The 24,684-nt window shown below is 41.7% G+C and carries 21 protein-coding genes; 6 read left to right on the top strand and 15 right to left on the bottom strand.

What is annotated here, in order from left to right; all coding sequences use genetic code 11:
• Window positions 1-155 precede the first annotated feature (155 nt).
• From codB to CYL31_RS07770, 3 genes are all read left to right on the top strand, one after another.
• Complete coding sequence (gene codB, locus CYL31_RS07780) at window positions 156-1,400, top strand: cytosine permease (protein WP_212918357.1); 1,245 nt, start codon at window positions 156-158, stop codon at window positions 1,398-1,400.
• 107 nt (window positions 1,401-1,507) lie between these two features.
• Window positions 1,508-2,764 (top strand): cytosine deaminase, encoded by a 1,257-nt coding sequence (codA, locus tag CYL31_RS07775; RefSeq protein WP_212918356.1) that lies wholly within the window; start codon window positions 1,508-1,510, stop codon window positions 2,762-2,764.
• A gap of 264 nt (window positions 2,765-3,028) precedes the next feature.
• Entirely contained in the window at window positions 3,029-5,065 is a 2,037-nt protein-coding gene (locus CYL31_RS07770; protein ID WP_212918355.1) for a methyl-accepting chemotaxis protein, read from the top strand.
• 92 nt (window positions 5,066-5,157) lie between these two features.
• Here CYL31_RS07770 and CYL31_RS07765 read toward each other — a convergent pair whose 3' ends face one another.
• The 14 genes from CYL31_RS07765 to CYL31_RS07700 all read right to left on the bottom strand — a co-directional run bounded on the left by CYL31_RS07765 (window position 5,158) and on the right by CYL31_RS07700 (window position 20,638).
• Window positions 5,158-5,580 carry a hypothetical protein gene (locus tag CYL31_RS07765; protein ID WP_212918354.1) on the bottom strand — a complete coding sequence of 141 codons (423 nt, stop codon included), beginning with the start codon at window positions 5,578-5,580 and terminating at the stop codon, window positions 5,158-5,160.
• Between the two features lie 128 nt (window positions 5,581-5,708).
• On the bottom strand, window positions 5,709-6,677 hold the full coding sequence (locus CYL31_RS07760; protein WP_212918353.1) for a D-2-hydroxyacid dehydrogenase family protein: 969 nt from the start codon (window positions 6,675-6,677) through the stop codon (window positions 5,709-5,711).
• A gap of 180 nt (window positions 6,678-6,857) precedes the next feature.
• Window positions 6,858-8,033, bottom strand: a complete 1,176-nt coding sequence (gene fadA / locus CYL31_RS07755) for an acetyl-CoA C-acyltransferase FadA (RefSeq protein WP_212918352.1) — start codon at window positions 8,031-8,033, stop codon at window positions 6,858-6,860.
• A 27-nt stretch (window positions 8,034-8,060) separates the two neighbouring features.
• Entirely contained in the window at window positions 8,061-10,211 is a 2,151-nt protein-coding gene (gene fadB / locus CYL31_RS07750) for a fatty acid oxidation complex subunit alpha FadB (protein ID WP_212918351.1), read from the bottom strand.
• A gap of 117 nt (window positions 10,212-10,328) precedes the next feature.
• Window positions 10,329-11,258, bottom strand: coding sequence for an electron transfer flavoprotein subunit alpha/FixB family protein (locus tag CYL31_RS07745; protein WP_212918350.1), 930 nt, complete (start codon window positions 11,256-11,258; stop codon window positions 10,329-10,331).
• A complete protein-coding gene (locus CYL31_RS07740; protein ID WP_212918349.1) occupies window positions 11,255-12,025 on the bottom strand; it encodes an electron transfer flavoprotein subunit beta/FixA family protein in 771 nt (256 codons plus the stop codon). The genes CYL31_RS07745 and CYL31_RS07740 overlap by 4 nt, the downstream gene beginning before the upstream one ends.
• A gap of 414 nt (window positions 12,026-12,439) precedes the next feature.
• The gene (locus tag CYL31_RS07735) at window positions 12,440-13,195 is read right to left on the bottom strand and encodes an enoyl-CoA hydratase-related protein (RefSeq protein WP_212918348.1); all 756 of its coding nucleotides are present in this window, start codon (window positions 13,193-13,195) and stop codon (window positions 12,440-12,442) included.
• Window positions 13,195-13,755 carry a DUF2889 domain-containing protein gene (locus tag CYL31_RS07730; protein ID WP_212918347.1) on the bottom strand — a complete coding sequence of 187 codons (561 nt, stop codon included), beginning with the start codon at window positions 13,753-13,755 and terminating at the stop codon, window positions 13,195-13,197. The genes CYL31_RS07735 and CYL31_RS07730 overlap by 1 nt, the downstream gene beginning before the upstream one ends.
• Window positions 13,756-13,796: 41 nt before the next feature.
• Window positions 13,797-15,494: an AMP-binding protein gene (locus CYL31_RS07725; protein WP_283248217.1), complete on the bottom strand. Its 1,698-nt coding sequence runs from the start codon at window positions 15,492-15,494 to the stop codon at window positions 13,797-13,799.
• 183 nt (window positions 15,495-15,677) lie between these two features.
• Window positions 15,678-15,992 (bottom strand): SCP2 sterol-binding domain-containing protein, encoded by a 315-nt coding sequence (locus tag CYL31_RS07720; protein WP_212918346.1) that lies wholly within the window; start codon window positions 15,990-15,992, stop codon window positions 15,678-15,680.
• 83 nt (window positions 15,993-16,075) lie between these two features.
• On the bottom strand, window positions 16,076-17,881 hold the full coding sequence (locus tag CYL31_RS07715) for an acyl-CoA dehydrogenase C-terminal domain-containing protein (RefSeq protein ID WP_212918345.1): 1,806 nt from the start codon (window positions 17,879-17,881) through the stop codon (window positions 16,076-16,078).
• Between the two features lie 212 nt (window positions 17,882-18,093).
• Entirely contained in the window at window positions 18,094-19,131 is a 1,038-nt protein-coding gene (locus CYL31_RS07710) for a CobW family GTP-binding protein (protein WP_212918344.1), read from the bottom strand.
• 12 nt (window positions 19,132-19,143) lie between these two features.
• A complete protein-coding gene (locus CYL31_RS07705) occupies window positions 19,144-19,893 on the bottom strand; it encodes a DUF481 domain-containing protein (protein ID WP_212918343.1) in 750 nt (249 codons plus the stop codon).
• A gap of 220 nt (window positions 19,894-20,113) precedes the next feature.
• Complete coding sequence (locus tag CYL31_RS07700) at window positions 20,114-20,638, bottom strand: RNA methyltransferase (protein WP_212918342.1); 525 nt, start codon at window positions 20,636-20,638, stop codon at window positions 20,114-20,116.
• 217 nt (window positions 20,639-20,855) lie between these two features.
• On the opposite strand from CYL31_RS07700, the gene CYL31_RS07695 reads away from it, so the two are divergent.
• The 3 genes from CYL31_RS07695 to CYL31_RS07685 all read left to right on the top strand — a co-directional run bounded on the left by CYL31_RS07695 (window position 20,856) and on the right by CYL31_RS07685 (window position 24,226).
• Window positions 20,856-21,716, top strand: coding sequence for a TraB/GumN family protein (locus CYL31_RS07695; RefSeq protein ID WP_212918341.1), 861 nt, complete (start codon window positions 20,856-20,858; stop codon window positions 21,714-21,716).
• 278 nt (window positions 21,717-21,994) lie between these two features.
• On the top strand, window positions 21,995-23,287 hold the full coding sequence (locus CYL31_RS07690; RefSeq protein WP_212918340.1) for an NCS2 family permease: 1,293 nt from the start codon (window positions 21,995-21,997) through the stop codon (window positions 23,285-23,287).
• Window positions 23,288-23,482: 195 nt separating this feature from the next.
• Window positions 23,483-24,226, top strand: a complete 744-nt coding sequence (locus CYL31_RS07685) for a class I SAM-dependent DNA methyltransferase (protein ID WP_212918339.1) — start codon at window positions 23,483-23,485, stop codon at window positions 24,224-24,226.
• A 21-nt stretch (window positions 24,227-24,247) separates the two neighbouring features.
• Here CYL31_RS07685 and CYL31_RS07680 read toward each other — a convergent pair whose 3' ends face one another.
• Window positions 24,248-24,469, bottom strand: a complete 222-nt coding sequence (locus tag CYL31_RS07680) for a hypothetical protein (protein ID WP_212918338.1) — start codon at window positions 24,467-24,469, stop codon at window positions 24,248-24,250.
• Between the last annotated feature and the right edge of the window lie 215 nt (window positions 24,470-24,684).

Here is a 24,684-nt window from a genome sequence, read left to right as displayed (position 1 = left end):
TTGGCTTTTGCCTAATCAATTGTGACCATTTTTCATAATCTCGCCACAAACTCATTTGATAAAAAGCATTTACCCAAAACTGGTTCACAAGTTGCTTATAAACTAAAGGAAACCACAAATAAGTGACTTTGACTAAATCATCATGGGGAACAACTATGACGCAATCAGATTATCCATTAATTGAAGTGCCTAAAGATAAACGCCGAGGACTACTGCCAATGGCAGTGATTCTGCTTGGTTTTACCTTTTTTACCGCAACCATGTGGGCTGGAGGAACATTAGGAACCGCGTTTTCATTTTCAGAGTTACTCTTAGTTATTTTAGTCGGTAACTTGCTGCTAGGCATTTATGCTTCTGCATTAGCATTCATTGCCTATAAAAGTGGTTTAAATAGTGTCCTAATGGGAAGGTTTTGCTTTGGTGAAATTGGCAGCAAGTTAGCAGACTTCATACTTGGCTTCACTCAAATTGGCTGGTACGCATGGGGAACGGCAACGCTTGCAATTGTGTTAGTCAAAATTACGAACATACCAGAAGCATGGCAAACGCCCTTAATGATTTTATTCGGCATGGCTTTTTGTATAACCGCCATGATTGGTTTTCGTGGCATGGATATCTTGTCCCGAGTAGCGGTTCCTGCCATGCTCATTTTTATTTTAATCAGCCTTTACACAGGATTAATCGATGTTGGCGGTATATCAGCTTTGTTTGGCATTGAGCCAACACAAAGTTTGAGTTTCACCGCAGCTATCACCATAGTAATTGGTACCTTTGTCAGTGGTGCCACTCAAGCAACTAACTGGAGCCGATTCGCCAATAGCGGTAAAGTCGCTGTTTGGGCAACCATGGGGGCCTTCTTTTTAGGCAATGGCCTGATGGTATTAACCGGAGCACTTGGTACGTTAATTTACCAGCAAGCTGATATTGTCGACGTTATGCTAGCGCAAGGCTTTATGGTGCTGGCTGTACTTATGTTGTTTCTCAATATTTGGACAACTCAAGACAATACCATTTACAACTTTGCCGTCGCCGGCTGCAATCTTCTTCGAACCGATAAGCGTCGAGTTGTGACCATCGCTGGCGCAGCCATTGGTACCGTCATGGCGGTATTTGGCATGTATAACTTTCTCATTCCTTTTCTGGTCTTGTTAGGAACATTTATCCCGCCAATTGGTGGTGTAATCATGGCTGATTTTTGCTTGCGCCATAAAGGCCAATACCCATTGCTAGCCAACGTAAACTTGCCCGCTTTTAATTGGATTGGGCTTGGCTCTTATGCCATCGCCTCAGCAGCAGCCTACACATCTCCGATGATGCCACCTATTGTTGGGGTCTTTGTCGCAATAGTGGTTTATGGCGTATTATCTTTTCTATCTCATAGACAAGCCGTCACTGCATGATAGAAACCATGTGATAAATGCATTGATTATCGAGAAAATATTATTTCACCATCACAACATCGAAGAGCAGGTTTTCACGCCTGCTCTGCAACACGATTGAGGTTTTTATGCACATTATTAACGCCCGTTTGCGCCAACGTTCAGAGCTATTTTCTATCTATATTGATGAAGGCCGTTTCAGCAAAATTGAGGTACAAGAAAATACATTAACAGCAGCTGATAATGCTATAGATGCTGATGGTAAACTAGTTTGCGCACCATTTGTCGAGCCACATATTCATCTTGATGCCGCCCTTACTGCTGGCGAACCAGAATGGAATCAAAGCGGTACCCTTTTCGAAGGCATTGAACGCTGGAGCCAGCGCAAGCCTATGTTGAATGAAGCCGACATTCGTCGCCGCGCACTATCGACCATAGAGTTACTGGTACAAAACGGTGTACAAGCCATTCGAACTCATGCAGACACCACTGATCCGACGTTAATAGGCGTTCGGACCCTTTGCGCTCTGCGTGATGAATTGAAAGACAAAATCGATTTACAAGTGGTTGCCTTCCCACAAGACGGCATGCTGTCTTACCCAAATGGCTTAAAGCTGATGGAAGAAGCCTTAGAAATTGGTGCCGATGTGGTCGGCGGGATTCCACACTTTGAATACACTCGTGAACTGGGTGAGAAATCCGTCAAGCTGATAATAGAACTGGCAAAAAAATACGACCGTTTGGTTGATGTTCATTGTGATGAAATTGACGATCCAAACTCACGCTTCTTGGAGTTTCTGGCCTGTGAGGCTCTGTTTCATGACATGGGATCTAAAGTCACTGCAAGTCATACCACGGCCATGCACTCTTATGACAATGCCTATTGCTCGAAGCTGTTTCGTTTATTGAAAAACTCCGGTATTAGCTTTATATCCTGCCCAACCGAAAGCATTCACTTACAAGGTCGCTTTGATACTTACCCTAAACGCCGTGGCGTGACCAGAGTTAAAGAATTAAGAGAAGCTAATATCAATGTTTGCCTAGGCCAAGATTCTATCTTCGATCCTTGGTATTCACTAGGTAATGGCAAGCTGCTACGCACATTGGATTACGCCATGCACATCTGCCAGATGATGGGGTATCAAGACTACGCCAGCGCTCTAGATATGATCACAGACAACAGCGCTCGCACTATGTGTTTGCAAGGTTATGGGATAGAAGTAGGCAACGCAGCAAACTTTATCTTGTTGGAAGGGTATGACGACTACAGTGTGCTGCGTCAGCAAGGTGAAGTATTACTGTCTGTACGCCATGGTGAAACCATCATGCAACGCAAGCCGTCTCAGGTGATCACTCAACCCTGGATTACACAAGTAATAAAATAATTAGCCAGTAAAAACATAAAAATGATTGCCGATATCTAAGAGATACACCCAGTCATTTTTAATTAAAAAAGACTTTTCTAGAAAAAAGGTGAAAGACATCGCCACGCTCTCACCTTTTCTAATTTTTCGAGTTTTATTGAACACAACATAAAACTGTCACTAAAAAAGGTGCACATTATTTTAAAAATTGATCACTATTTTTTTGCGCTAATAAATATCCTTTCCTAGACTGTAATTAACTTACAAACTGATAAAGGATTATACATGCGCATCCATTCTATTCGGATCAAGATGATGCTCCCTATCATCTTTCTATCGATTATTTTAATCTCTCTTTTTGCCTTTATGATGCTGATGAGCAGCATACAAAAAAATAATATGAAGTTACAGGCAGAGCATTATTTTGAAGCTATTTCAGAAGTATTAAATGCTGACCGCGACATTTATCAAGCACGACTAGCACAAGAAAAAATGCTCGATGGCCAAGGGCCAAAAAATGGCAATGAGGCCGATTTTAGAGAAAACGCCCAACAAGTGTTTGATCGTTTTCAACTATATAGACAATACCTTGCAGACGAACCAAAAGATCTTCTCGCGCCTTTCGACTCTTTTAATACGCTTTATAACGAATGGCTAAAATCAAGCGAGAGTCTTATTGACACCTCAAAAGGCAGCGTTCAGTTTTCAGAAACAATGATAGCGTTAGATAATAAATTCCAAGTCATTCGCAATATGCTCGATGATGCGGGGGAAAAATTACGAGCGCACACCCACAATATACAAGACCAAATAAATTCCGCTGCCGAACTAAATAACTATGTAGAAGCAATTACTGAAGTATTGAATGCGGATAGAGATTTGTACCAAGCACGTTTAGCACAACAAAGAATCATTAATGGCATTGGCGATCGTACTGATAATAAAGAAGACTTCAAACTAAATTCAGCGCAAGCATTAGAAAGGTTTAGAGCATATAGAGGCTACCTTATACATGAACCTGAACTCGCAAAACCTTACAGTGAATTTGATGTACTTTTTAATGAATGGTTTGAAGAGAGTCTAGTTCATTTTGAATCTCCTGAGGCTCAAACGTCTAACAAACTTCCGCAAGAAATAATAAATGCAGACGAAAAATTTGCAGCCATTCGTTCACTTTTGGACAAAGCAGGTGAAGCGGTAAGAAAGCATTCCAGAGAAATTGAAGAAATAACCAAAAAAAATATCGCACGTAATCAAGAAATCGCCATGATAGTTACGGCTATCGCCTTTATCATTTCTCTTATTTTTGGCTATATCATTCCCCTCAAAATCACTAAAAATGTAGAGAATATGGGACGTCGTATTCGAGAAATTGCAGAAGGTGACGGCGATTTAACACAAAGAATCAACTCAAGTGCTAAAGATGAGCTTGGCGATCTAGCTAAAGAATTTGACGGTTTTGTGGAACAGCTGCGATCAATTATTAGCAATATACATAAACAATCATCCGCCCTTGGCAGCATGACAACGGAGTTAAAAAACGCCTCCGAAACCACAAACAATATTACTCATGCTCTAGTGAATGCATCGTCATCTATGATTAATGCAGGACAAGAGATGAATCTATCAAACCAACAAATGGCAGAAGTGGCAAAAGAGACAGAAACAGAAGCTACCGCTTCAAGTAAATTAACTGCACAAGGTATTCAAGCGGTAAATACGTCACACAAAGCTATTTCTAGCTTAATCAGCAATATTGAAGAGTCATTAAAACGAGCTGAAGAGTTAGAAAGAAGCTCAGAGAATATCTCGTCAGTTCTTGAGGTCATTAGGAATATTGCCGAGCAGACCAATTTACTCGCCCTAAACGCAGCCATAGAAGCCGCTCGAGCTGGTGAGCAAGGACGAGGATTTGCCGTCGTCGCTGATGAGGTGAGAACATTAGCAACTCGGACTCAAAACAGTACGGATGAAATAGAGACGATCATCGAACAACTCAAACTAAATGTTAAAGAGTCCTCGATTTCCACTCAAAATAGCCGTGATAATGCCGACAACACAGCGTCAAATTTTGATAGCGTCATCAACATCTTTGACTCCCTCAACTATTCATTCGAAAAAGTACAAAAAATGGCATCAAAAACGGCCAAAGCGACACTTGAACAAGCCACCCTGTCAGATGGTATAAATCAAAGCCTGATAGAGTTAAAAGAACAAACCGATGGCGTGAAAGACGTCTCAAACCTAATAAACAAACAGTCCACACAAATAACAAATTTGTATAAAACACTAAATAATGAAGTAGGAAACTTTAAAATTTAGTGTTACTAGAGATAGAGATTAGTAAAAGATAAAATGAAGTAAAAATAGCGTCTTGCTCTTTAACACCTGCGGTTAAAGAGCAAGACAGTTAATTATTTATTCTCTATAGGACAGTTTTCCATACCAACACGATACGTTGACACGGCTCCCATCCCCGCAAATTTACGGAAAGCGTTAAATGCATCATAGCTAGGCTTATAGCTAACGGTATAATTCATGTTTACTTGTGATCCATAATTACCACAGCAATTAGGGCTAAAAGACGCATCTTGGCTAATGACTTGAAAATCTTCTAGATTATTCTTTTTGCCAAAAGCAATAAGCTCGTCTGTTTTTGCTTTATATATCGCCCCAACATCTATGTCGCTATTAGGCGGAAGATTTTCCATGTAAGAAAAAGACGTTATATCTTTTACCTCGCATACTGGCGCCTCCGTGGTTTCTTCAGCAACAAGCAGGTTAGAAAAAAGTATGGCGGGCACAGCTAAAAGCAGTGCACATGAAAGAGTTTTCATATGAAACATCCTATGTGGTTTAAAATATCCATTGAAGCAATGATGGCTCATTACTTCGATTGATTAAAAATGAACCCAAATAAACAGGCCAATAACAAATGAGATAATACCATTAATTAGACTTAGATTTATGAAATTGCCACCAAATTTTCCGCTTTACCATTGGCGAAAGCCACAACATTTTCAAAAGCAATTTTGAAGTAAAGCTCGTAGCTAGACTTTTCTACATAACCAATATGCGGCGTACACAATACATTTGGCAAAGATAGTAAAGGCTCATTATTAGTATTCGCAGGTTCCGTTTCGAATACATCAACAGCCGCTCGTTTACTTGGATTTGAAGACATCTCACTATACAAGGCACCACTTTCGAGCAACTCGGCACGACTAGTATTTACCAACAAAGAATCAGACTTCATCAAAGCCAAATCCGCTTGCGTCACAATAGCTTTGGTGGCGTCATTGAGTCGCAAATGCAAAGTGATAATATCGGCAGTTTGAAAGAACTCCGCTTTCGATTGTGCTGCTGAAAATCCATGTTCTTGTGCCAATGATCTGGAACTTTCGCTTCCCCAAACCATCACCTTCATACCAAAGGCTTTGGCATATTGCGCGATACGTTGACCGATTTTGCCGTATCCCCAAATTCCCAAAACAGATCCGTTTAATACTCGACCTAACCCTAGAGCCCCAGACTGTTGCCATTGACCTTGTGAAAATTGCGCTACATACTCGGGAATATGTCGACTCGCCGACATAATCAAACCCCAGCATAATTCAGATGGCGCAACCGGAGAGCCAACGCCTTCTGCCACGGCAACACCGTATTTATGGCAAAGCTTGGCATCAATATGATTACTGATTTTTCCTGTCTGGCTAATCAGTTTTAAATTAGGCAAATTATCGAGTAATTCTTCCGAAATAACGGTACGTTCACGTATCAAAACAAGCGCATCAAAATCCTTTAGATTGGTGACTAAATCTTCAGTATTTGTAAAACTCTCATTAAATACATGTACATCATGGCCTTGTAAAACATTGAAGCATGCAAGGTCTTTAACACTATTTTGATAGTCATCTAATATTGCTATTTTCACGAAACAATCCTCGTTTACTCATCTGATATCGCTTGGTTAATGTTGCTTATCATCGACCAAGATAGTACAAAACACCAGAGCAAAAAAAGCCCCGCACATGGCGGGGCTAAAGACAGAGATTACAATTTGCTGTTCTAGAGCAAGGAGGCACACAACTTCATGTACTTAATTCAATATTACTTAAACGCGCTCGAATACCGTCGCTATACCCTGCCCCATACCAATACACATGGTTGCTAGGCCGACGGTCGCGTCTTTTTCACGCATCACATTTAACAAGGTTGTTGAAATACGCGTACCAGAACAGCCAAGTGGATGACCAAGGGCAATCGCACCACCATTCAAGTTCACTTTATCGTCAACAAAATCCAGCAAACCAAGATCTTTTAGTACTGGAATAGACTGAGCTGCGAAGGCTTCGTTTAGTTCGACAATATCAATATCGGCGATAGTCAAACCAGCACGTTTTAGGGCTTTCTTCGTAGCAGGCACTGGACCGTAACCCATAATCGCTGGATCACAGCCGGCAACGGCCATGCTGCGTACTTTAGCAATAGGCGTTAAACCTAATTCTTCGGCTTTTTTCGCAGACATCATCAACATAGCGGATGCGCCGTCAGACAAAGCAGAAGATGTACCTGCGGTCACTGTACCGACCTTCGGCATAAACACTGGGGCTAACTTAGCTAACGATTCCATAGAGGTTTCTGGACGAATCACTTCATCCACTTCCACTAGGATCTTGTTGCCATCCGCATCGTGGCCTTCGATGGAAACAATTTCGTTATTGAAACGACCTTGCAACGTCGCTTCATGAGCTAGACGATGTGAACGTACTGCAAAGGCATCTTGTGCTTCACGACTAATGCCATGCATTTTGCCTAGCATTTCTGCAGTAACGCCCATCATCATGGAGGCTTTCGCCATATGTTTTGAGAGCGCAGGGTTTACATCCACCCCGTGCATCATGCCAACGTGGCCCATATGTTCAACACCACCGACGACAAACACATCACCTTGTCCTGTCATGATAGCTTGAGCTGCCGTATGAATCGCGGACATAGACGAACCACAAAGACGGTTCACGGTTTGCGCCGCACAAGTGATCGGCAAACCAGCCAACAAAGACACAGCTCGCGCCATGTTAAAACCTTGCTCTAAGGTTTGGTTAACACAACCCCAGATTAAGTCTTCTACGTCTTTCTGATCGACATTTGGATTACGTTTGAACAATGCTTTTACCAGCGCTGCAGATAAGTTTTCTGCTCGCACATTACGAAATACGCCATTTTTTGTTTTACCCATTGGTGAGCGAACAGCGTCGATAATAACGACATCATTTGGATTCAGTTTCATGGGGATTCTCCTCTAGCCTATGGGAAATTATGCGCCGTAAAAAGTGTCGTTGTTCTTCGCCATTTCACGCATTTTTGCGGTTGGCTCGTACAACTTACCTAAGTGGCTGTATTTGTCTGCAAGGTCACAAAAGGCCTGCAGTCCCATTTGGTCTAAGTAGTGCAGAGCACCGCCAAGATATGGAGGGAAACCAATACCGTAAATCAACCCCATGTCCGCTTCTGCCGCCGATGCCACGATATTTTCTTCAAGGCAACGTACTGTTTCAATACAAAGTGGAATCATCATGCGTGCCACTATGTCGTCTTCGCTCAATTCAGATTTGGATACAACTATGGAAGAAAGCAAAACATCGATTTCTTCATTAAATATTTTCTTTGGTTTACCTTTACGATCTGGCTCGTAGGTATAAAAACCTTTACCGTTTTTCTGACCAAAGCGCTCCAACTCGAATAAACAATCTACTGCGTTTGTGCCTTCATGCTTCATACGATCTGGGAAGCCTTCTGCCATGACCTGATCCGCATGATAAGCCGTGTCGATACCAACCACGTCAAGTAAATAAGCTGGCCCCATTGGCCAACCAAATTTCTCCATGGTTTTATCTACCACTTGGAAATCCGCACCCTCTTGCATCATCAAGGAGAAACCAGCGAAGTAAGGGAACAACACGCGGTTCACAAGGAATCCTGGGCAGTCATTTACCACAACAGGTGTTTTACCCATGGCTTGAGCATAAGCAACCGTTTTGGCGATTGCTGCATCGCTAGTTTTTTCACCGCGGATAACCTCTACCAACGGCATACGATGCACTGGGTTAAAGAAGTGCATACCACAGAAATTTTCTGGGCGTTTTAGATCTTTTGCCAATTCAGTAATAGAAATCGTTGACGTGTTAGACGTCAGAACGGCGTCGTCGGCTATTTTAGTTTCGACCTCGGCTAGAACAGATTTTTTGATCTTAACGTTTTCAACTACCGCTTCGACTACTAGATCAACATGTTCGAATTCGCCATAACTCAGGGCAGGAATAATCGCGTTCATGGCTTTAAAGGCTTTTTCGGTTGTTAAACGCCCGCGCTCTACTTGACCGTTGAATAGCTTATTCGCTTCACTCAAACCTAACTCTAGGGCTTCAGGACGAATATCTTTCATGATAATTGGCGTGCCTTTTGACGCAGACTGATAAGCAACACCGCCACCCATAATACCTGCACCCAATACCGCTGCTTGTTTAACTGGCGTCGCATTTTTAGCGTATCTGCCTGCGGTTTTCTTAATCTGTTGGTCACTTAAGAATAAGTTCACCAAGGATTTAGCAACAGGACCTTTAGCAAGTTTAATAAAACCTTTGATTTCGGTATCAAGGGCTTTTTCCATGTCTTGGCTGATGCCTTTCTCAATGGTTTTAATTGCAGCCATAGGCGCAGGGTAATGTTTGCCAGCTTTAGCTCCAACCACACCGCGAACCGATTCGAAAACCATCATTTTTTCAATTGGAGAAAATACCATAGGCGCACGTAATTCATCACGACGAGCATGATAATCCAACTTACCATCAAGTACTTGTTGGATAAGATGACGAGCGGATTCATTCACTTTTTCAGCAGGAACGACCGCATCAACAGCGCCGTCTTTAAAAGCATCTTCACTGCGTTTCTGAGCACCACCACAAATCCACTCACAGGCATTATCTGCACCGATTAGACGAGGTAAACGAACAGTACCGCCCCATCCTGGGTAAATACCCAATTGAGTTTCTGGTAAACCGATTTTCGCAGTGCTTGCCATAACACGGTAATCACAAGCCAATGCCAGTTCCATGCCACCACCAAGAGCGATACCATTAATAGCTGCTACAGTTGGACAGCAAAGATTTGAAATGTCGTTGAAGATACTGTGAGCATGACGCAATTTATCCTCTAAATCGTCATCTTCAAGTTTGAACCAAGTGGTAAATTCGGTGATGTCCGCACCGACGACAAAAACATCTTTTGCGCTGGCAAAGATAACACCTTGCAGGTCGTCAATGTGTTTTAGCGCTGTAACGGCTTCGGCCAATTCATTCAAGGTAAGACTATTGAATTTATTGACCGATTCACCGACCAAATCCAGAGTGACGGTTGCCACGCCGGCATCATCGACTGCAACCTTGACTGCTTGTCCTTCGAAAATCATGCTGGTCTCCAATTATTTTTATTTTGATAGCGGCAAAACTACCTTTCACTGCTATCCGGTATTTAAAAGCTGTTTGAGCTTTGTCAAAAGCTCAAACAGGCGACTTTCTATAAAAAATTACAGGCTTTTTTCTAGCTCTGGCACGGCATCAAACAAATCAGCCACTAAACCATAATCGGCTACTTGAAAGATTGGCGCGTCTTCATCTTTGTTAATTGCAACAATTACCTTAGAGTCTTTCATACCAGCCAAATGCTGGATGGCACCGGAAATGCCAACCGCGATGTAAAGATCTGGCGCAACGGTTTTACCTGTTTGACCCACTTGTAAATCATTTGGTACAAAACCTGCATCCACTGCGGCACGGGAAGCACCAATGGCAGCGCCTAGTTTGTCTGCAACACCTTCTAGTAATTTGAAGTTCTCGCCATTGCCCATGCCTCGACCACCAGAAATAATCACACTGGCTGCTGTCAATTCAGGACGGTCAGACTCGGCTAATTGCTCTTTCACAAAACGGCTACGATCTGAAGTAATAACTTGAGAAAGCACTTGGCGCTCGGCATTTCCGCCAGAGCTTGCAGCGGCATCAAAACCCGTTGTACGAATAGTTAGCACTTTTACCGCATCCGTTGTTTTTACCGTCGCAATGGCATTGCCCGCGTAAATTGGACGAACAAACGTATCTGCTGATTCAACTTTGATCACATCGGATAACTGAGCCACATTTAATAGCGCTGCTACACGCGGCAAGGTATTTTTACCCGTCGTCGTTGCTGGCGCTAAAATGTGTCCGTAGTCACTAGCAACTTCAACTACCAATTTAGAAACATTTTCTGCCAACTGATGTTCATAAACAGCATTATCAGCAACCAAAACCTTGGTGACGCCAGCTACTTGCGATGCTTGCTCTACAACAGTTTGGCATTCAAAACCGACGACCAATATATGAACGTCAGCATCAATTTGTGTTGCTGCGGTCACTGTGTTTAAGGTCGCAGGTTTTAGAGATTTGTTATCGTGTTCTGCAATGATTAAAACGCTCATGACACCACCTTCGCTTCATTTTTAAGTTTGTCTACTAACTCAGCAACAGAGCCAACTTTAATGCCACCAGCGCGTTGCGGCGGTGGTGTAACAGAAACGATGCTGACATTAGATCCAACTTCCACACCTAGATCGGCAGGTGTTTTTACATCCAATGGTTTTTTCTTCGCTTTCATAATATTAGGCAGAGACGCGAAACGCGGCTCGTTTAGACGAAGGTCTGTGGTGACAACCGCTGGTAGCGTAATCGCCAAGGTTTGCAAACCACCATCAATTTCACGAGTTACTTTTATTTCATGGGAAGTTTGTGCTTCACCGCTTTCAATAACAACCTCAGACGCGAACGTCGCTTGAGGATAATCCAGTAATGCAGCAACCATTTGACCCGTCTGATTATTATCAGAATCAATCGCTTGCTTACCCATAATCACCAAATCAGCGGCTTCATCTTGAGCAACTTTGGCGATAAGTTTGGCGACAGATAAAGAATCTAAACCATCTTCTGTTTCAACTTGAATAGCGCGGTCTGCACCTAATGCCATTGCGGTACGCAAGGTTTCCTGACAAGACTTTGAGCCAACAGATACCACCACAACTTCAGATGCCACACCTTTTTCTTTTAGACGAATAGCTTCTTCCACTGCGATTTCACAGAAAGGGTTCATGGACATTTTTACATTGGTAAGATCGACCGCAGTATGGTCGGCTTTGACTCGAACTTTGACGTTGTAGTCTATGACTCGTTTTACAGATACTAAGATTTTCATAAGCCCCTCGTATTTATTATTAAGTTCTGTTTCATACATTCAGTCCAGATTTTCACCAGATTGATAGCATGCAAATATTCCCTATCAATAGAACTCTTTACTTACCCTCTATAGTAGTTTGGGAATGGTTTTCATCAATAACAAAAAAGCGCCAGTTAACTGACAAAAATATTCAAGCCTGATCAAGATACGCTTTATTCATGAAGAAAAGAACACACCTCAAGCTTTGATTAGAATCAGTTTAGTACGTTGCAATGAAATTAAATGGTGAAAATATGGATTAAATAAAGAATTGACGAGTTCAGTAAGCGCAATAATCTACTGTTTCAGTGTAGAGATCTCAATGCATGTCAGAAACAAAAAAGCCCCACTGAAACAGTGGAGCTTTAAAGTAGCTTTATTTGCCAAATAACACTATTTTTTATTACGCGACAAAAATGCTGTAAAAGCTTGATGAGCTTCTGTTGAGCGCAAACGATCTTTGAAAATCCGTCCCTCTCGCATTAACGCCATTTGAACATCATCCTGACCTCGATATTTCAATAGATCTTTACTTAATGCTACAGCCTCAACAGGCAATGCCGCTGTTTTTTCAGCATAAAACAACGCCATTTTATAAGCCTCACCCTCTTCACATAAGTGATTTATCAGTCCAAGTTCATAGGCTTGTTCCGCGCTAACAATGTCGCCTAACACTAATATTTCAAAGGCTTTTTGATGACCAACTAACTGAGGTAATAGATGACTCGACGCGGCCTCGGGCACCAATCCTAATTGTACAAAGGGAAATTGTAAGCGAGCGGCACGTGAGGAAAGAACCAAATCACAATGAAGCAGCATAGTTGCGCCAACACCAACGGCTCGACCTTCTACACCTGCAATAAGAGGCTTTTTAAAACTACTTAATACTTGCAAGAAAGCCATAATAGCTTCCATTTTTTCTGGTGTTTGAGCTATCTGAACAAACTCATTAATATCATTGCCCGACGAAAAATCATTCCCCGCTCCGTGAATTAACGTCACTTTTATATCAGGGTTAAGTTCCGCGCTACGCAAGGAATTAGTTAATGCTTGATACATATCTAATGTAATCGCGTTCTTTTTTTCGACTCTATTTAGGCACAAAATCTGCACACCAGACTCAATGCTTTCAGTAACAAAATCACTCATTACTGATTCTCCTCTGATAGTAGTTTAAGTACCTGTTCATCAACCAACTTACGAACCATTGGGCCGTCTTCAGACCAACCATGACAACTATTAATCAGCTTAGTCAGTGCAGCAGGGACATGTTTCGGATATTTTTTTCCTAACGGTCCCCACATAGTCTGAAAAGCAGTCGTAGCAATGACTGGGAAAAGCTCCAAAACATGAGTACAACCTACTTTGCCGCTAAAAGTTTCCTTTAACCAACGATTCCAACCTGACTCAATTCGAGTACCTTTTAGAATCGAGAAACTAGGCGCAGCACCACCACAACTAGGAAAAGGATAGGAATCCATAGAAACCGACACTTCTTTAATTAAAAAGGTGTCGTCTAGTGTTAAGCAAACACGAATATCATGAAAAGGACTACCTTCCGGCACCAAGCTGCCATCAAACTCACGATTAACATCATAAGCCTTAAGGTCTTGCATGGTAGCCTCTATATCCCAGAAGCCATCCTCACGCAAAAAACCATAGGATTCTATGCAACGTCGGTGCATTAGATTACGCTTAATCTGTGCCATTACCGCTCTCCCAATACGTCAAAAGGCTTTTAAAACAAGCTTTATGCCTGCTCTTGTTCGCGCAACGCACGACGCAAGACTTTCCCCACATTGGTCTTTGGCAGTTCTTTTCGAATTTCAACAAATTTAGGAACCTTGTAAGCCGCAAGATTTTCTTTGCAGTACAAGCGCAAGGCTTTTTCATCAAGTGTGTCAACGTTCGCTCTTAAAACGACAAAGGCTTTTACTGACTCACCCGTTTTGTCATCAGGCACACCAATAGCAGCTGATTCCAAAATTGATGGATGAGAAGAAAGGCAATCTTCCACTTCCGTTGGATACACATTGAAGCCAGATACAATGATCATATCTTTCGCACGATCGACGATTTGTAAATAACCATCAGGGTGCTGCATAGCAATATCACCTGTAATTAAAAAACCATCTTCTGTCATCACTTCTCGGGTCGCTTCTTCACGATTCCAATAACCCTTCATCACCTGAGGGCCGCGCACACAAAGCATCCCCGCTTCACCTTGTGGCAAAGCTTCACCATCACGTCCTTGGATCTTAATGTCAGTTTCCGCTACAGGAAGACCAATTGTACCAATACGCTCTTTACCAATTGGATTAAAAGACACAACAGGTGATGTTTCGGTTAAACCATAACCCTCGACTATTTTACAACCAGTAACTCTCTCCCACTCGTCTGCAGCAGCGTGAGTTAGAGGCATACCACCAGAACAGGTTAGTTTAAGCGTAGAAAAATCGAGTGCTTTGAATTCAGCTTTGTTACACAAGCCCACGAATAAAGTGTTCAATCCGACGAAGCCTGTAAATGGCCATTTCTTCAGTTCTTTAACAAAGCCAGGTAAATCTCGAGGATTAGGAATTAATACTGTATGAGCGCCGCGCTCTAATAACGTCAGACCATGAATTAGAAAAGCATAGATATGATAAAGCGGCAGCGGAGCAATATAGACTTCATGCTGATCATCAATAATAGAATGCAATCTCGAGCTTAACTGATACATATTGGCAATCAAATTAGCATTCGTCAGCATCGCCCCTTTCGCAACACCTGTTGTGCCGCCAGTATATTGCAGCACCACAATTTGTTCAGGCTTACCTTCGACTTTAGTTACCCGCTTACCTTTACCTTTGACCAACACATCATTTAGCGTCAAAGCTCCCGTAATATGGTAAGCAGGCACCATTTTCTTCACATACTTAACAACGGAGTTCACTAGCAAGCGTTTTAATGGAGAGTGAAAATCAGCTATTTCAGTAATAATGACGTGTTTTATTGACGTTTTAGCCAATATTTTTTCGACGTTATGCGCCATGTTCGCAAACACGACCAAAGCTTTTGCACCCGAATCGTTAAATTGATGTTGAAGCTCTTTTGGCGTGTAAAGTGGATTGGTATTGACAACAATCAAGCCGGCTTTCATAGCACCAAATAGCACGACAGGATATTGAATAACATTAGGTAGTTGTACCGCAATCCGATCACCGGGCAATAAATCTGTTTCGTGCTGAAGATAGGCCGCAAACTGATCAGATTTCTCATTTAGTTCTCGATACGTCAATGTTCTGCCAACACTCGTAAAAGCAGGTCTATCGGCAAATTTTTTCGCAGCCAATGCCAAAACATCTGTTAAGGATTGGTAACCATGTGGATTAAGCGATTCTGGTAAATAGCTGCCTGGCGCTTTTCCAGTGCTTACATTGCTATGAGCAGAAGTGTCCATTGTCATAATAAGCTCCATTTGTTTTTTTTATTTAGGAGAATGCGAGACTCTTCCACGATTAAACCAACTAAGCCAAGTCGTTCTTAACAAAGTATTGGCGAGTACAGTATCGTGTAAAATCTCAGTACAAAAGCTCAACTGCATACATTGCAGTTGAGCTTTAGAGCTATAAAATCGCTAAAAGATCCCCTATTGAGGGAAAATTTGCGTCAATTTTGTCGCCAGCATAATATCACCATCGGCACGGATTTTTCCCTGCATAAAAGCAGCCATACCATCTAGCTCACCACTCATGACATCTTTCAAGGTATTTAAATCCATACTAAGAGTCACGGTCGGGTCATCATGCTCACCTTCTCCCATATCACATTTCCCATCAGATATACTTAAGTAATAACTGTCAGCATCATCTAAGTCAAATTGAAATACAGCCTCCATATCATCAGCTTCGTCAGCATCGAAACGATTTAACATGGATTCAAAAACACCTCTTGCTTCACTCATATCACCAACCCCTTCAATCTTTTAAAACTTTATTTACTATGCACAGAATAACAACATGCAAAGACACTTATTCGTTATGTTGACTACGCATTAAGAAATAAGAAATTATCTTCATCCATCGCTAATAAATTATCAGCACCGGACAACATAGCTTCTACATGGGCATGAGTACGTGGTAATAAACGCTCATAATAAAACGTTGCCGTTTGTAGTTTGGCTGTATAAAAACCAACTTCATCTGTGCCTTCATCTAGTTTTGTCTGTGCTGTTACGGCCATGCGAGCCCAGAAATACGCTAAGACGACATAACCAGAGAACATCAAATAATCCACAGATGCAGCACCTACTTCATCTTTGTTGCGCATGGCTTTCATGCCGATTTTCATCGTTACATCGCCCCACTCGCCGTTCAATTTATCCAGTGCAGTGATATAAGATTTTAAGCGCTTATCGCCTTTGTGCTCTTTACAGAATTTATGAATGATTTTTGTGAAACGACGTAATGTTGCACCTTGAGTCATTAGTACTTTTCGACCTAATAAGTCCAACGCCTGTATGCCAGTCGTCCCTTCATACAACATAGCAATACGACAATCACGTACGTTTTGCTCCATGCCCCATTCAGCGATAAAGCCATGACCACCAAACACTTGTAAGCCATGGTTAGCAGATTCAAAACCGGTTTCAGTTAGAAACGCTTTAGCAATCGGAGTCAATAATGACATTAATTCATCAGCTTCTTCTTTCTCTTCTTTAGAGCCCTTCTTAGTGATATCCACCAGTTTAGAACAATAATGAATCAAGGCTCGACCACCTTCAGCAAAGGCTTTTTGCGTTAGCAACATGCGACGAACATCAGGGTGAACAATAATTGGATCCGCTGCTTTTTCTGGTGCTTTAGGCCCAGACAAAGCACGCATTTGCAAACGGTCTTTCGCGTAAGCAACCGAGTTTTGTAATGCCCATTCAGCATGAGCCAAACCTTGCAATGCTGTACCAAGACGAGCGGTGTTCATAAAAGTAAACATACAATTTAAACCACGGTTTGGTTCACCAATAAGAAAACCTTTCGCGCCATCAAAGTTCATTACGCAAGTCGCGTTTCCGTGAATACCCATTTTGTGTTCAATAGAACCACAAGAAACGTGATTGCGATCTGCCATTTCACCAGCATCATCAACATTATGTTTCGGCACAATAAACAGTGAAATACCTTTAGTACCAGCTGGTGCATCAGGTAAACGAGCCAATACAATATGGACAATGTTATCCGCCATATCATGTTCACCAGCGGAGATGAAGATTTTAGTACCTGTAATGGCATAGCTGCCATCAGCTTGAGGCTCTGCTTTGGTTTTCAACATACCAAGGTCAGTACCACAGTGAGGTTCAGTTAGACACATAGTGCCTGTCCATTCACCAGACACAAGTTTTGTTAGATAGGTTTGTTTTTGTTCATCTGTGCCGTGTAGCTCGATGGTATTCATCGCGCCGTGGCTTAAGCCTGGGTACATACCCCATGACCAGTTTGATGTGGCGATCATTTCCGTTACCATCATACCAAGAGAGTCTGGTAAGCCCTGTCCACCCACTTCTTCAGGATGAGACAACGAAGGCCAGCCGCCTTCAACATATTGCTGGTAAGCTTCTTTAAAACCGTCTGGGGTTGTTACTACACCGTCTTTAAATTGACAACCTTGCTGATCACCAACACGGTTTAGAGGAGAAAGAACACGCTCAGCAAACTTAGCACCCTCTTCCAGAATCGCCGCCACCATATCAGGCGTTGCTTCTTCAGCACCCGGCAAATTAGCGTAGTGTCCGTGAAAATCGAGAACTTCTTCAGTGACGAATTTGATGTCGCGCAGTGGCGCTTTATATTCAGGCATGGCCTATGACCTCTTATTGTTTTTGTCCATCAGTTCCAATAGGAACCTCTTATGCTAGAAAGGTTCCTCTATCAGAGGCTTTCTCTCAATAACAAAAGGTGCCAAAGTTAATGACAAAATAGACCAAGCATAAGATTTTGCCAGTTAAACAAAGAGAATTAAGTAAAAATAAGCAAACACAAAGCTAGCAAATATAACCAGCTCGATCTGAATTAAAGTAATCCAGCACAGCTCTTATGAGCAAATTCCAGCCAATCACCCTCGATTCCACCGATGATTTCCAATCGACTACCTTCGTACCATGATGATGTTGTGATCACAACTTCCCCTCGTGCCACATTCACAAATAACGCCTCGGTTGAGTTGATAACAAACACACCTTTGATACGATAAACACCATTAAGCTTAGACATATTTTGAATGATTGATGCCACTTTATCTTGATCAAAACCATCAGAATTAGGCCAACGCCAGCCAACAACCTGCATAGCATCTTGTTGTTTATGGTAGCTCCAGCGTTCGTCTTGAGTCGGTATTTTTACATCATTCGCATCTTCATGGTGGTGATGGTGGGAGGGAGAGTGACTCAAATCACTATCAGAAATAGTAGAAACACTTGATGAATCCATTAAGCCGATATCCAACGAATCTGCATCCAAGACCATAGGGTCAGACATGAAAAGAACGGGAGTTGATGCTTTTGATGTTGATGACTTTGAAGTAAGCTTGCCAAAGCGTGCTTCTAATAAGTCGATATCTTGCTGCTGATAACGATCAACATGACTAAATACTATGCCGTCAGCAGACTCAATTTGGTCATTAAAAATATCATGCTTGGTATAACGCTCGTCTTTGAGATTGCGAGCATCTAATACACAAAATGCCCCAGTCAATAACAACACATCTTGATAAGATGCACTGCGTAACTTTTGCATAATCTGTTTCGGATGGCCAAGCCCAGACGGCTCAATAAAAATACGGTCTGGATTATATTGACGAATTAATTGGTTCAGTCCTTGTTGAAAAGCGGCAGATGTCGTGCAACAAACACAGCCGCCAAGCACTTCACTAATTGCCACACCTAAATCCGCATAAAACGCACTATCAAGACCAATATCACCAAACTCATTAACCAACACTGCCCAGCGTTCATTAGAAGGAGATTGTTCAAGTAACTGACGAATCAGAGTGGTTTTCCCAGCCCCCAAAAAACCTGTCACTACCGTGACTTTTATCCCTTGATAACGCATAACGAGAATATCTCAAAATGTATAAGCAAATATGATACTTGTTGTACCATCTATATTTTTTTTATCATCCAACACCTGGCTATTATGGGTAAGACTATAAGCGGCTTTCATACTAAGGTTATCCCTCAACTGCACACTAATAGCTGTTTCAGATTTAGAGCGCGTGTTTTTATCACTTTGTAATGCCGCTTCAGTACTTAATGCTTGCTGAAACGTGGCATTAGAACTAATTGCATACTCATACTGCAATTCTAAATGCACAATAGCCGTTTCATCTACCTCACCATCATCCGTTTCGCTAAAAGAATAACCAGGACCAACACTATAGTCTAAAAACGAATTCTCATCGCCAAACATACGTCCAGAATAACCAACAGATACCGTATTCTGATACTCATAACCACTAAAACGATCGCCAGTATAAGACCCATAAATAAACACAGAGCTATCCTCACTGCTTAATTTATAATCACCTTGGGCTGACATAAATAGTTTTTGAGCTGTGGTTGTGGTTTCATCGTCCGGTGTATTCTTGCCTCTTTTATAAAGAGTATCTATCTGATATTTTGCTTTCCAAGCGACAAAATCCTGCTTTATAGTGGCTTTGGCTTTTACGGCTGTGCTTTCTGTATTACCAGTAATTGCAATGACGCCCAACTCCAACTCAGCACTTAACGGCTCTAAGGGAGCAAAAGGCTCGGCATAAACGATAGGTGCAGAACAAGCAAACATAGCGAGCACGATTCGTTTTAAGGGCTTCATTTAGATGCGTTCCTTTTATCTCATCAAACAAATTCCATGTTGGCGAACAGAGGATGTAACGAAAAAAAAGACATGCAGACAAAACACTAACGCTCGTCCCCTCTAAATCGCCATATAGGCTTAGAGACATTTTTACATTGATACCGCATTATCACAGTCAAAATTCTGTTAACTATATGCAAAGTAATAGATAAGAAAACAAAGAAGCCTTACGTTTACACTAAACTCGCACTTTTACGTTATTGTTTACGTCTTTGCTCTGACGAATAAGTTCATCTCCCGCTGTTGCACGTGTAGATTTTGCCAAGCGATCATAGAGCAAAACATTCACCGATGCCGCAAGATTCATACAACCAACGGTAGGAACAAAGACGACAAAATCCGCCCTATCAACAATTTTTTGCCCTATCGTACCGTCTTCTGGTCCAAAGATGTATAAAGCCTTATCAGGATGATGAAACGCTGGTAAAGGTGTGGCTCCTTGAATCAAATCGACACACACTATTTTTGTATCAGTATCCACAGCATCAATTAAGTTATCGATACCAAGACTGTCTATATTAATCAAAGGAATCGACGTGCTGACTTTCTTAGTATCTGTCGCCATTTTGACAGCGCGGTCGTAGCGGCTACCAGAATAAAAAACTTGATCCACTTGATAGCATCCAGCCGCTCTCATCACAGAACCAACATTAGATGTACTTTTAGGATTCGTTAACCCTATAGAGACACATTCATTTTCCATCAAAAATTCACTACACAAGCATTTTAAAGAACGACGATAATAACACTTTTGTGTATTTTTATAGCCATTCCTTATCTCGTTATTAACTGATCAACTGTAGCAAATAATGAGAAAAAAGGAGTACAACTTTGATAGCCCTCTTCCGCTTCCCCTCAATGTAGGTAAACTAAAAACTATAATAATGACTTATTGATTCACAAATCATTCAGGGAAACCCATGAATCTTCTTAAAAAATTTGGCCTTACCCTACTTGCGGCCGCCACATTTCAAACCCAAGCAGCCTCTGTCTGGAAAGTCACGTCAGGAACAAATACGCTCTACATTGGTGGCACTATTCATTTGCTTACACCACAAGATTACCCTTTACCAAAAGCCTATGAGAAAGCTTATCAAGCGGCCGACAAAATCATTTTTGAAACCAACATGGAAACCATCGGTAGCCCTACGTTCAAACAACAAATGCAAGCTGAGCTGTCTTATTCTGATGGCACGACCATAGATCAAGTGATCTCACCGGAAACCTGCCAATCACTCAAAATCTATTTGAATGCTCGACAAATCCCATTTACCGCCATACAACATCTTAAACCCAGCGCGCTAGCGATTTCCCTAAGCATGATTGAACTGAAACATTTAGGCTTTACCAGCGAAGGGGTGGATCAGTTTTATGCGCAAAAAGCCCAACAAGATCAAAAAACCAAAGGCTGGCTTGAGGAACCTGAAGCTCAAGTCGAAATGCTCAGTAACCTTAATAGCCAAGACAGCAATGATGTTATTAACTATACATTGTCAGACATTAAAGACATGCCAAAAACCATGAATGACCTAAGAGAAAGCTGGCGTAAAGGCGATATGGAAGCCATGGCTGACATAGAATTGAAAGATTTTAAACAAGATTACCCAGAGGTGTATCACTCACTTTTAGTGGAACGAAACGACCTTTGGATGCCTCAAATTGAAGATATGTTAAAAGACAGTGATGTCGAATTCATCATGGTTGGCGCTATGCATCTTGCAGGGCCAGACAGCATCCTTGCAAAGCTCAAAGCTGGTGGCTATGAAGTCACTCGACTATAAGTGACAAATTAACTGTATTGTAAGAGTCAAAAAACACGCAACTAATGGTAAAAACTCACGAAAACGTGCGTTTTTACCGCTTAACTACAATCCATCAATTATTTCTGACAATTTTTCTCCCCAAATCACCTCGAATTTTTTATACTTGCCGCCGAAATTATTTACTGACCAAATGATCAGTTACTAAACTTATCTCGGCGTATTGTACTGTGGGTCAATTTAAACAAATAGCCTCACCGTTAATATTCGCTGCCGTCTACTAGCAAAAGGTCCCCCTCATGCTCGAACGTTATTTCCAACTTAAAGCGCACAACACCACGGTTCGTAATGAAGTTGTTGGAGGTATTACTACCTTCTTGACGATGGCTTACATCATTTTCGTTAACCCTTCGATTCTTGCCCAAGCGGGAATGGATCAAGGCGCTGTATTTGTCGCAACTTGTCTTGCTGCTGCCATTGGTTGCTTGATTATGGGCTTGTACGCAAATTACCCCATTGCTCTTGCACCAGGCATGGGATTGAACGCTTTCTTTACCTACGGTGTAGTCTTAGGCATGGGCTACACATGGGAACAAGCACTTGGCGCGGTTTTCTTATCCGGTATTCTTTTCATCTTCATTAGTATTTTTAAAATTCGTGAATGGGTTATTAATGCTATTCCGTCTTCATTAAAGCTGGGGATCGCGGCAGGTATTGGTCTTTTCTTAGCTATGATTGCCCTACAAAATTCAGGCATCATAGTTAAAAACCCTGCGACCATGGTGTCCTTAGGCGATCTGTCTTCACCAACTGCAATTTATGGTTTGCTTGGATTTTTTGTTATCTGTGCGCTGTCGTATTTAAATATCACTGGCGCAGTAATGATCGGCATACTTTTTGTGACAGTATTGTCTATTTTATTTGGTCAAAATGAATTCAGCGGTGTTGTATCAATGCCACCATCCGTTGCTCCAACATTCCTTGCTATGGACATAGAAGGTGCTTTCCAAATAAGTATGTTAAGCGTGATTTTCGCGTTTTTCTTTGTCGATTTGTTTGATACTTCGGGCACGCTAATTGGCGTTGGCCAACGTGGTGGCTTACTGGATAAAGAAGGCAAACTACCTCGCCTTAAAAAAGCACTACTAGCGGACTCCGGCGCAACAGTAGTTGGTGCTGCACTAGGTACTTCTTCTACAACAAGCTATATCGAAAGCGCTTCTGGCGTTGCCGCTGGAGGACGTACTGGCTTAACCGCCGTAGTGGTTGCGCTACTGTTTATACTAAGCCTGTTCTTTGCACCATTAGCTGGCTCTATTCCTGCTTACGCAACAGCTGGCGCACTAATGTACGTTGCTGTATTGATGACAAGCAGCCTAGCGCACGTAGATTGGGATGATATTACTGAAGCAGCACCAGTTCTGATTGCTGCTTTTACCATGCCACTTACCTACTCAATCGCAGATGGCATCGCGTTGTCTTTCATCAGCTACGCAGTTATCAAACTACTATCAGGTCAAGGCAAGCAAGTAGGCGTTGCAGTATATCTTTTAGCAGCCCTGTTTATCGCTAAATTCTTTATATTCGTCTAATTAAGATAACGAAATATCAATAAAAAACGGGAACAAAGTAATAACCCTTTGTTCCCGTTTTTTTATCCTAACTTCCCCAAGTATTACGATCTTGGTGATTACCTGAACGTTTTTGTAGTCGTACGAAAGTATCTACTATATTATTCGCCATCAAATTTTACCTACCATATTACCAACTCGCCAAGTGAAGAAAACATGTCTGAAAACGCGCTTTATACGGACCTATCCGGCTATTACGATTTAATGTGTGCCGATATTAATTATCAAGCGCAGAGCAACAACGTACATCGACTTCATCAAATTTTCGGCAATGGCGGGAAACAACATTTAGATTTAGCTTGTGGCACTGGACCACATATTAGCTATCTTAGTCAAACAGGTTATCAATCTAGCGGTTTAGATATTAATCAGCCGATGCTAGATCTTGCCAAACTACGATGCCCTGATGCGCAATTCGAACTAGGCAATATGTGTGCATTTGATGCAGCCGAGTCTTATGACTTAATTACCTGTTTTTTATACTCAATTCATTACAGCGGCGACACTAAAAACCTAACAAGTTGCATTCAAAGCGTACACAAATCGCTCAGTGCTGGTGGTGTTTTTTGTTTTAACTCGGTAGACAAAAACCACATTAATAATACGCTTTCTGCGAAACACAGCGTCATTCACGACAATAGCGAGTTCTCGTTTGGTTCTTCTTGGTATTACTGTGGAGAGGGAGAAAAACAAACACTAAAGCTGAGCATTGAAAAAACAACTGCACTACAAACTCAACTTTGGACAGACGAACACCCTATGGTTGCATTAAGCTTTAAGGAGTTACAAGCGCTATTAATGCCGTATTTTGACGTTCATATTTTTGAACATGAGCACGACAAAATCATACCTTGGGACAAGCTATCTGGTAATGCTATTTTTTTATGTGTCAAAAAATAAAGAAGACTTAATGGCTTAAACTTACGACTCTGTCATCGAGCGATATTTTAGAATCAAAGCAATAATTTCATGGTCGCTAACAGAAGAGGATAAAGACTCATTGATAGAGCGTCGTTGCGGCAAACGGATATTAAATTTACTTTTTAATAATCCAACCACCTGCGAGTCTGAATTAGGATCGAATGCCTGACTTGCAAAAATGCAAATCCGCTGTAGTACGAATTCTTTGGCTGTATTAATCATGTATTACCTATGGTTTTAGAGAAAAACGACAAGGCTTTTCTCTTTTTAAAACGAGTCTAAACAAATAGACCGAGCGCTTACTAGCAAATTTCGTATTCAAATAAAGTATAAAAAGGCAAGGTGGCGAGAGAAAAACACTCTCTGCGTTACTCTGTACTTTTAGGGAAATCTTTGGGGAAAGCGATTAACCGACTGCATAATAAGAACGATGAGGT

This window comes from Marinomonas sp. A3A (assembly GCF_018336955.1).
GTDB classification, from domain to species: domain Bacteria; phylum Pseudomonadota; class Gammaproteobacteria; order Pseudomonadales; family Marinomonadaceae; genus Marinomonas; species Marinomonas lutimaris.
This window is presented reverse-complemented; position numbering and strand designations above follow the sequence as displayed.

What these genes read in the sequence shown, in the direction of transcription:
- CYL31_RS07680 (WP_212918338.1), bottom strand. Translation starts at nt 24,469, where the DNA reads ATGATTAATACAGCCAAAGAATTCGTACTACAGCGGATTTGCATTTTT.
- CYL31_RS07735 (WP_212918348.1), bottom strand. Translation starts at nt 13,195, where the DNA reads ATGAGTGATTTTGTTACTGAAAGCATTGAGTCTGGTGTGCAGATTTTG.
- CYL31_RS07690 (WP_212918340.1), top strand. Translation starts at nt 21,995, where the DNA reads ATGCTCGAACGTTATTTCCAACTTAAAGCGCACAACACCACGGTTCGT.
- CYL31_RS07700 (WP_212918342.1), bottom strand. Translation starts at nt 20,638, where the DNA reads ATGGAAAATGAATGTGTCTCTATAGGGTTAACGAATCCTAAAAGTACA.
- CYL31_RS07685 (WP_212918339.1), top strand. Translation starts at nt 23,483, where the DNA reads ATGTCTGAAAACGCGCTTTATACGGACCTATCCGGCTATTACGATTTA.
- codB (WP_212918357.1), top strand. Translation starts at nt 156, where the DNA reads ATGACGCAATCAGATTATCCATTAATTGAAGTGCCTAAAGATAAACGC.
- CYL31_RS07745 (WP_212918350.1), bottom strand. Translation starts at nt 11,258, where the DNA reads ATGAGCGTTTTAATCATTGCAGAACACGATAACAAATCTCTAAAACCT.
- CYL31_RS07710 (WP_212918344.1), bottom strand. Translation starts at nt 19,131, where the DNA reads ATGCGTTATCAAGGGATAAAAGTCACGGTAGTGACAGGTTTTTTGGGG.
- CYL31_RS07740 (WP_212918349.1), bottom strand. Translation starts at nt 12,025, where the DNA reads ATGAAAATCTTAGTATCTGTAAAACGAGTCATAGACTACAACGTCAAA.
- CYL31_RS07725 (WP_283248217.1), bottom strand. Translation starts at nt 15,494, where the DNA reads ATGACAATGGACACTTCTGCTCATAGCAATGTAAGCACTGGAAAAGCG.
- CYL31_RS07770 (WP_212918355.1), top strand. Translation starts at nt 3,029, where the DNA reads ATGCGCATCCATTCTATTCGGATCAAGATGATGCTCCCTATCATCTTT.
- CYL31_RS07765 (WP_212918354.1), bottom strand. Translation starts at nt 5,580, where the DNA reads ATGAAAACTCTTTCATGTGCACTGCTTTTAGCTGTGCCCGCCATACTT.
- CYL31_RS07730 (WP_212918347.1), bottom strand. Translation starts at nt 13,755, where the DNA reads ATGGCACAGATTAAGCGTAATCTAATGCACCGACGTTGCATAGAATCC.
- CYL31_RS07705 (WP_212918343.1), bottom strand. Translation starts at nt 19,893, where the DNA reads ATGAAGCCCTTAAAACGAATCGTGCTCGCTATGTTTGCTTGTTCTGCA.
- CYL31_RS07695 (WP_212918341.1), top strand. Translation starts at nt 20,856, where the DNA reads ATGAATCTTCTTAAAAAATTTGGCCTTACCCTACTTGCGGCCGCCACA.
- fadB (WP_212918351.1), bottom strand. Translation starts at nt 10,211, where the DNA reads ATGATTTTCGAAGGACAAGCAGTCAAGGTTGCAGTCGATGATGCCGGC.
- codA (WP_212918356.1), top strand. Translation starts at nt 1,508, where the DNA reads ATGCACATTATTAACGCCCGTTTGCGCCAACGTTCAGAGCTATTTTCT.
- fadA (WP_212918352.1), bottom strand. Translation starts at nt 8,033, where the DNA reads ATGAAACTGAATCCAAATGATGTCGTTATTATCGACGCTGTTCGCTCA.
- CYL31_RS07715 (WP_212918345.1), bottom strand. Translation starts at nt 17,881, where the DNA reads ATGCCTGAATATAAAGCGCCACTGCGCGACATCAAATTCGTCACTGAA.
- CYL31_RS07720 (WP_212918346.1), bottom strand. Translation starts at nt 15,992, where the DNA reads ATGAGTGAAGCAAGAGGTGTTTTTGAATCCATGTTAAATCGTTTCGAT.